Annotated in this window: 7 protein-coding genes; 3 read left to right on the plus strand and 4 right to left on the minus strand. The window is 63.2% G+C overall.

Annotated features, from left to right (window positions below; all coding sequences use genetic code 11):
• Positions 1–154: 154 nt before the first annotated feature.
• A complete protein-coding gene (locus VF515_14030) occupies positions 155–682 on the plus strand; it encodes a transposase (protein HEX7408754.1) in 528 nt (175 codons plus the stop codon).
• 242 nt (positions 683–924) lie between these two features.
• On the opposite strand, the gene VF515_14035 is transcribed toward VF515_14030, so the two are convergent.
• Positions 925–1209, minus strand: a complete 285-nt coding sequence (locus tag VF515_14035; GenBank protein ID HEX7408755.1) for an HD domain-containing protein — start codon at positions 1207–1209, stop codon at positions 925–927.
• Between the two features lie 332 nt (positions 1210–1541).
• Complete coding sequence (locus VF515_14040; GenBank protein ID HEX7408756.1) at positions 1542–2549, minus strand: prenyltransferase; 1008 nt, start codon at positions 2547–2549, stop codon at positions 1542–1544.
• Between the two features lie 228 nt (positions 2550–2777).
• Between VF515_14040 and VF515_14045 the strand changes: the two genes are divergently transcribed.
• Positions 2778–3437, plus strand: a complete 660-nt coding sequence (locus tag VF515_14045) for an HAD family hydrolase (protein HEX7408757.1) — start codon at positions 2778–2780, stop codon at positions 3435–3437.
• 54 nt (positions 3438–3491) lie between these two features.
• Positions 3492–4289 carry a thioesterase family protein gene (locus VF515_14050; GenBank protein ID HEX7408758.1) on the plus strand — a complete coding sequence of 266 codons (798 nt, stop codon included), beginning with the start codon at positions 3492–3494 and terminating at the stop codon, positions 4287–4289.
• Between the two features lie 21 nt (positions 4290–4310).
• Here VF515_14050 and VF515_14055 read toward each other — a convergent pair whose 3' ends face one another.
• The gene (locus tag VF515_14055; protein HEX7408759.1) at positions 4311–5906 is read right to left on the minus strand and encodes an FAD-binding protein; all 1596 of its coding nucleotides are present in this window, start codon (positions 5904–5906) and stop codon (positions 4311–4313) included.
• A gap of 22 nt (positions 5907–5928) precedes the next feature.
• Positions 5929–6615, minus strand: coding sequence for a CoA-transferase (locus tag VF515_14060; GenBank protein ID HEX7408760.1), 687 nt, complete (start codon positions 6613–6615; stop codon positions 5929–5931).
• Position 6616 lies beyond the last annotated feature (1 nt).

Here is a 6616-nt window from a genome sequence, read left to right on the forward strand (position 1 = left end):
CGTCTCTAGCCGCCAGGGAGGGCGCAGGTGGGCCGCAGCCGCGACTCACCTCGTTTCGATGCATATCGTCTCGCTCAGCCAAACACCGTGACATCGAGTCAGACATGGAGCTTCGCTCAACGCAGTTTATCGACAGTCCCCCAAGGAGGGGGATTTGCTTATTGCCATCTGGAAGCCGCTGCTGGTCATCACCGCCGAAGCCAATGCCCACATGACCCACATGCTGCTCGACATCCTCACCGAGGTACGCAAGCTCGTGGGTGAGCGGCGCCTCACCGTGGTCTTTGATCGCGGCGCCTTCAGCCCCCGGCTCTTTGAGCAGATCTTGGCCTGCGGCTTCGACATCCTGACCTACCGCAAGGGTCGCGTGCGACGGCTGCCGAAGAGCCGCTTCAAGGCGCGATCGGCCGTCATTGACGCTGACACGCTCGACTACGTGCTCGCCGATCAGGAGGTGCGGCTGCTCAAAGGGAAGCTGCGCTTGCGGCAGGTGACGCGCCTGTGTGACGGCGGTCACCAGACTCCAATCCTGACCTCACGTCGCGATCTCGACGCCGTCGAGATCGCCTACCGGATGTTCGAACGCTGGAGGCAGGAGAACTTCTTCAAGTACCTGCGTGAGGAGTACGCGATCGATGCGCTGGTCGACTACGGCGTGGTGGGGGCGATCTCGTACGGATAATCTCCCCGCACTCCGCACTACAGACGAGCTGTCGACGAGGGCCGCACTCTCATCCAGAGCGCACTCAATTCCAGCGCCGACGTCGTAGCAACCGACACCGAGCTGCGCATCACTCTGGCACCCCTCAGCTCCGCGCACCGCACCCGCACCGTGGCCGCCCTCTGCGAGGAACTCAACCGCCACCCCGTCTGTTTTCCCGGCTCGTGTCTGCGTCTGCGGTTCGCAATCTCCGACCCAACCCCCTAGAAAGCGGACAATTCAGGCGACACTATGTCAGGAGTTCTGAAGGTACCGATGTCGTGGAAAGCCGCCAGCACTGACAGTCGAGCGACCTGAACGGCAGAAAGGTCATCGAGTCCACCGAGCTGCGCAAGTCGCTGTCGCAGTAGAGTCCGCTGCAGCAGGGCCTCGCAACATGCCGCCACATCGGCGCAGTGGTCGGGCAAGGGGTGCCATGCGATGGGCTGCTCGTCGTTTCCCTGGCGGAGCTTGCCCCAAAAGCCGGTTGGGGGACCCTTCATTTCCATGTCCTGTGGCGATTGGCCTTGCGGTTGCGGGTGCTGACCTCTGACATGCGACAGTGGCCCTCGAAAGTTGCGGATGCCAACGACAGGCGTGCCGCATCACATACTTTCCTATGGGGGATTCTGTCAAGGTACGACGCTGAAGTTGTCGCTGAAGTACGACGCTGAAGTCGTTCAAGACTGTGAACGCCACGTCAGTAAAGACAGCCCATGGTGGAATGGGTTCCAAGGGAGAACGAAGTCTGGTCTGGAAGTGAGTGCATCGTCTCGGCGAGGGTGGTCTGGTCAGACCAACGCTGCCGATGATCAAGTGGGCCAGGCGCGGCGCAAGCGCCCTACAGCAACCCGATCTTCCGCGCCAGTACGTCGATGGCCAGGCCGAGCAGGAACAAGCCGCCGAAACGCCGCGTGTGCTGGAAGGCGAAGGCCGAATACCAGAGCGGCCAGATGTTCGGCGGGTATTCGGGTGGCGGGCCGGCTGGTCGCGCATGCCGGTACACGCGGACCGCACGTAGGTACCAGGGCAGGGCGGCCAACACACTCAGCAGCAGCCAGGAGAGGTAACCGCTCCACACCAGGTAGGCGACCAGAAGGTATTCGAGGGTGAACATCGCGATGGTGGCCTGCCGTGCCCTGCGCTCGCCCAGCAAGACCGGCATGGTGCGCACGCCTTTCCCTGCGTCGGCGTCGAGTTTGTCGATGTGCTTGCCGAAAAGAACGGTCGTTGCCCCGAGCGCAACCGGCAGGCTGGCCAGGACGACCGGTGCGGAAACCTGTCCGGTGATCACGTAGTAACCGCCGCCGACCATGAGCGGCCCCCAGACGATGATTACCGCCACCTCGCCCATGCCGATGTACTTCAGCGGCCAGGTGTAGAAGAGCACGAAAAAGACGCCGATGGCGAGCAGCGCCAGTGTGGCCTCGCCACGCACCGCCACGAGGACGGCGCCGGCGGCGAGTGCGATCAGGCCGGTGACCAGGATGTAGAGCAGGACCCGGCCGCGGGTCATCAAGCCGTGCTCGAGTGGCTGCGGGCCGTACTGCGCGCGGAAGTAGTTGTCCTTGTCGATGCCCTTCAGGTGATCGACGAAGTCGTTGACCAGGTTGTTGGTGGCGTGGGCGAACAGCAGTCCGACCGTTACCATGATCCACAGCAAGAGATCGAAGCGACCGTCGCGCGCCGCCAGCAGTCCCGCGATGGCTGCGGAGATGAACGTCATGACCAGCACGGCCGAGCGTGTGGCGATCAGCCAGCGCGAGATCACGTCGAGCGCATCCCACTCTTCCTTGCTCACCCGTGGGATGACGTTCACGGCCTTCGCCCACATCGACACGTTCATCATGCACTCCTCGTCAGCTTGCGATACACGCAGTCAAGGCTAGTAGGGCTCAAGGCCCACCTTGGGTTAAACTACCGGGACGGGTTCAGGGCAAGCCCTCGGTGGTTTTGACATCGAGTGCTGCTCTTGCCATTGCGCTGTGAACCGGTAGTTTCGGTATCGATGTCCGACGAGGTCTTTACACGGGGCGGCGAATCCTTCGCGTCCACTGAATCAGCTTGCGACTCGCAGATGCCTCAACCCTCGTCAGCCGCGGCGCGGGACGCCGGCTTGCGGGCGATTATTTTCGACTGCGATGGCGTGCTCTTCGACTCCTGGCGCGCCAATGTGGAGTACTACAACGCCGTCCTGGCGGCGCTGGGGCGGCCGCCCCTGGATGCCGAAGGCGAGCGCCTGGCGCACCGGCTTTCGTCGCCGCAGTTGTTTGATGCGTTGTTCGGTGGCGACGCCGCGCTCATCGAGCAGGCCCGTTCGCTCGCACGCAGCACGGACTACGCGCCGTTCTTTCTATGGATGGAGCCGGCCGCGGGTCTCCACGACCTGTTGGCCGAGCTCAAGCCGCACTATCGTCTCGCCATGGCGACCAACCGTGGTGTTACCGTTACCGGGGTCATGCGACACTTCAACCTGGCGCCGCTGCTCGAGCTTGCCGTCGGCATTTACGATGTGCCGCGGCCGAAGCCCTTTCCCGACATGATCGACAAGTGCCTGCAGCACTTCGGCATTGCTCCGCACGAGGCGGCATACGTTGGCGACAGTCCCTCCGACCTCGAAGCGGCTCGTGCCGCCGGCACGCACTTCATTGCCGTGGGCGAGCTTCCCGGTGCGCCGGTACGAATCCATCGCCTCGGTGAGTTGCCGTCGGTGCTGGCGGCGTGGCCCCTGGCGTGACGCGCGGGGCATGCGGTTCTTGCGTTCGTGCGATGAGTCGCTACTCTCTCAGGGATGTCCGACGCGATCTTTCTGAGAGACGGCGAACGCTTCGTTCCTACTGATCTTGCCCGCGGCCCGTGGACGCCGCAGGCACAGCATGGCGGCGCCCCGGCGGCGCTGCTGGCCTACGCCGTCGAGCGCTTCCAGGGGGGCGAGTCGATGTTCGTGGCGCGTCTGACGATCGAGCTGTTGCGCCCCGTGCCCATCGCCCCGCTCACCATCAGCACGCACTTCACGCGACCTGGGCGTAAGGTGCAGTTGGTGGAGGCTTCGCTTTTCAGCGGGGATACGGAAGTGGCCCGCTGTACGGGGTTGCGCATCCGCCGGGCGGAGATCCAGCTGCCGGCGGATCTGCCGCATGCGGCGCCGCCGCCGGGACCGGATTCCGGAGCTTACAATCTGCCACCCTGGTCCGACGCCATCGACTATAAAGCCTTTCACAGTTGTGCCGTGGAGCACCGCTTTGTCGCCGGCAGCTTCGAGCAGCCGGGGCCGGCAACCGATTGGATCCGGCTACGAGTGCCGCTGGTCGATGGCGAGGAAACCTCACCGCTCTGCCGGGTCGCCGCGGCGGCCGACTTCGGCAACGGCGTGAGCTGGGTGCTGAACCGCAGCGACGGCTACAGCTTCATCAATCCCGATCTCACGATCTATCTGCATCGTGTGCCGGCAGGCGAGTGGGTGTGTCTGGAGGCCAGCACGTGGGTGCAGCCGCAGGGACTCGGTCTGGCCGAAAGCGCGCTGTACGACGAGCACGGCCTCATCGGCCGCGCTCTGCAAAGCCTCATCGTCGAGCAGACGGATCGTTGACCCGGGCGGTTCGGGGGCGCACTAATGCGCCTTGGCCTGCGCCATATGTCGCGCCGCGATGTATCCGAAGATGAAGCTCTTCGCTTGGCATGCGCCGCTGGTGTACATGAAGCCGTGCGTGAGAAGCGCCGTGGTGTTGCTGGTGCCGTACAGCCCGGGAATGGGCTGCCCCTCCGCGTCGATCACTTGAGCGTTGGTGTTGGTCACCAGCCCCCCCAGGTTGCCGACCGAGCCCAGTTCGAGTTTCACCCCGTAGAACGGTGGAGTCTCCAGAGGTCCCAGAACCGGTCCGGGCGCAAACTCGGGGGAACGTCTGCTGCCCCAGTAGTGGTTGTAGGCGCTCTCCCCTCGATGAAAATCAGGATCGCGACCTTCGGCGGCGAACTCATTGAAGCGATTGACGGTTTGCACCAGGTTCTCTGCTGGCATGCCCAGTTTCCCGGCCAACTCCGGCAAGGTATCGGCTTTGATCAGCCAATCCGGATTTTTGGTCATGGTGGCCAGCAAATTCATGTAGGAACGGTCCGCCTCGGCATGGTCGCCGACCCAGAAAAGCGGCGCATTGGCCAGTTCGGAGAAGTTCTTGTCATATTCGAGGAAGGCTCTGCCGATGTCGGGATAGAAGGACTCGTTGCAGCACCGTCTGCCATGGCGATTGACGATAATGTTGCCAGGGTACCCGTACGAGAGCATCCGGTAGAGAGGCCGGCCCTTGATTTCTTCCCCTTCCACACGAAACACGGGCTGGAAGATGGAATGCTCCATGAGCGCAACGGCGGCACCCACTTCCATTCCCATGATGTGGCCGTCACCCTCATTGGAGGCCGGAGTGAGACCGTGCAGATCGGGCATGTTGAGGAATCGCTTGTTCATCGTGGCGTTGCGTTCGTAGCCGCCAGACGCCAGCAAAACTCCTCGATTCGCTTTGACAAAGAAATCCTTGCCTTCCCTTTCCGCTCGCAGGCCGACCACTTCCCCATTTTGAACCAGTAGCTGTCTTCCGCGTACACCGGTCAGAATGTTGATGCCCCGTTCAACACATCCCAGCACCAGTCCGCCGATCAGCCCCCGCCCCTCGGCCCATTTCTCACGCACTCCAGCAAAGAAGGGAATCGGGTCGGGCCGAACTTTGGCGACGAGAGGGTGTTGCTTTGCCGCTGCAGTCAGGAGCGGGATCATGATCGTTGGATCGGGATAGAGCTGGCGGCCGTGCTTCTTGCCGCCCGGGAGGTCGGCATAGTAGTCCGTGCTGGCCTCAATCGTCAGCTTCAACGGGGTATGGGCCTCCACGTAGCGGACCGCCTCGGGGCCGGTGTCCAGATATGTCGCCAACAACTCTTCATCATGCCGTCCCAAACTGGTGCGACGTATGTGGGTGAGGGCTTCCTCGCGAGAATCTGGAATACCGGCCGCGGCCATGTGATCGTTGCAGGGAATCCAGAGGACGCCGCCTGAAAGAGCGGTTCCACCGCCGAGGTGTTCCGATTTCTCCAAGAGCACGGTGCTCAGGCCCAGGTCATGTCCCATGATGACGGCGGCGAGTCCTCCGGAGCTTGCGCCCATGGAAACCAGATCCACCTCTAAATCCCATTTCTCAGGAAACTTGGTCGGTCGCATGGCGATCGGTCGTCCTCCTGCTTCACTCGAAGTGCATTTCGCGGACATTGCTGGCTACCCGAAGCGGCGCCGCCGTCGCGGCCTTGACGTGGTCAACGGTCAGGCCCGGGGCGAGCTCGCGCAGGAGGAAGCCGTCGGCGTCGATGTCGATCCAGGCGAGATCGGTGATCACCGACTGGACGCACTTGAGTGCGGTCGGCGGATGGCTCAGCCGCTCGACGAGCTTCGAACGGCCGCTACGTTCACGGTGGTAGCAGATGGCGATGACACGCGCCCCGCCCGCGGCCATATCCATGGCGCCGCCGATGCCGCCGCTGCCGTTGGGCGTGCTCCAGTTTGCCAAGTCGCCATTCTGGGCGACCTCGAACGCACCCAAGACGGTGGTCGACACACGGCCGGTGCGCGCCATGGCGAAGGAGACGTTCGAGTCGAAGTACGACGTTTCGGGCAGCGCCGTCACCAGCTGGCCGCTGGCGTTGTAAAGGTCCATGTCTTCCTCGCCTTCAGCCGGGAACGGGCCGAAACCGAGGATGCCATTCTCCGAATGGAGCGTGATGTCTCGGCCCGCGATAAAGTTGGAGACCTGGGTCGGCAGCCCGATACCGAGGTTGACGTACTCGCCTTCGCGCAGGAGCGCGGCGGCCTTCATTGCCATCAAGTCGGCAGGCAACCCCACCGGCCCGCCATCGCGGATGGCGCGTCCCTCCATG

Source organism: Candidatus Binatia bacterium (assembly GCA_036382395.1).
Lineage (GTDB): Bacteria > Desulfobacterota > Binatia > HRBIN30 > HRBIN30 > JAGDMS01.

Coding starts and splice junctions, on each gene's coding strand:
- VF515_14045 (HEX7408757.1), top strand. CDS start 2,778: ATGCCTCAACCCTCGTCAGCCGCGGCGCGGGACGCCGGCTTGCGGGCG.
- VF515_14035 (HEX7408755.1), bottom strand. CDS start 1,209: ATGGAAATGAAGGGTCCCCCAACCGGCTTTTGGGGCAAGCTCCGCCAG.
- VF515_14050 (HEX7408758.1), top strand. CDS start 3,492: ATGTCCGACGCGATCTTTCTGAGAGACGGCGAACGCTTCGTTCCTACT.
- VF515_14055 (HEX7408759.1), bottom strand. CDS start 5,906: ATGCGACCGACCAAGTTTCCTGAGAAATGGGATTTAGAGGTGGATCTG.
- VF515_14040 (HEX7408756.1), bottom strand. CDS start 2,549: ATGATGAACGTGTCGATGTGGGCGAAGGCCGTGAACGTCATCCCACGG.
- VF515_14060 (HEX7408760.1), bottom strand. CDS start 6,615: ATGGAGGGACGCGCCATCCGCGATGGCGGGCCGGTGGGGTTGCCTGCC.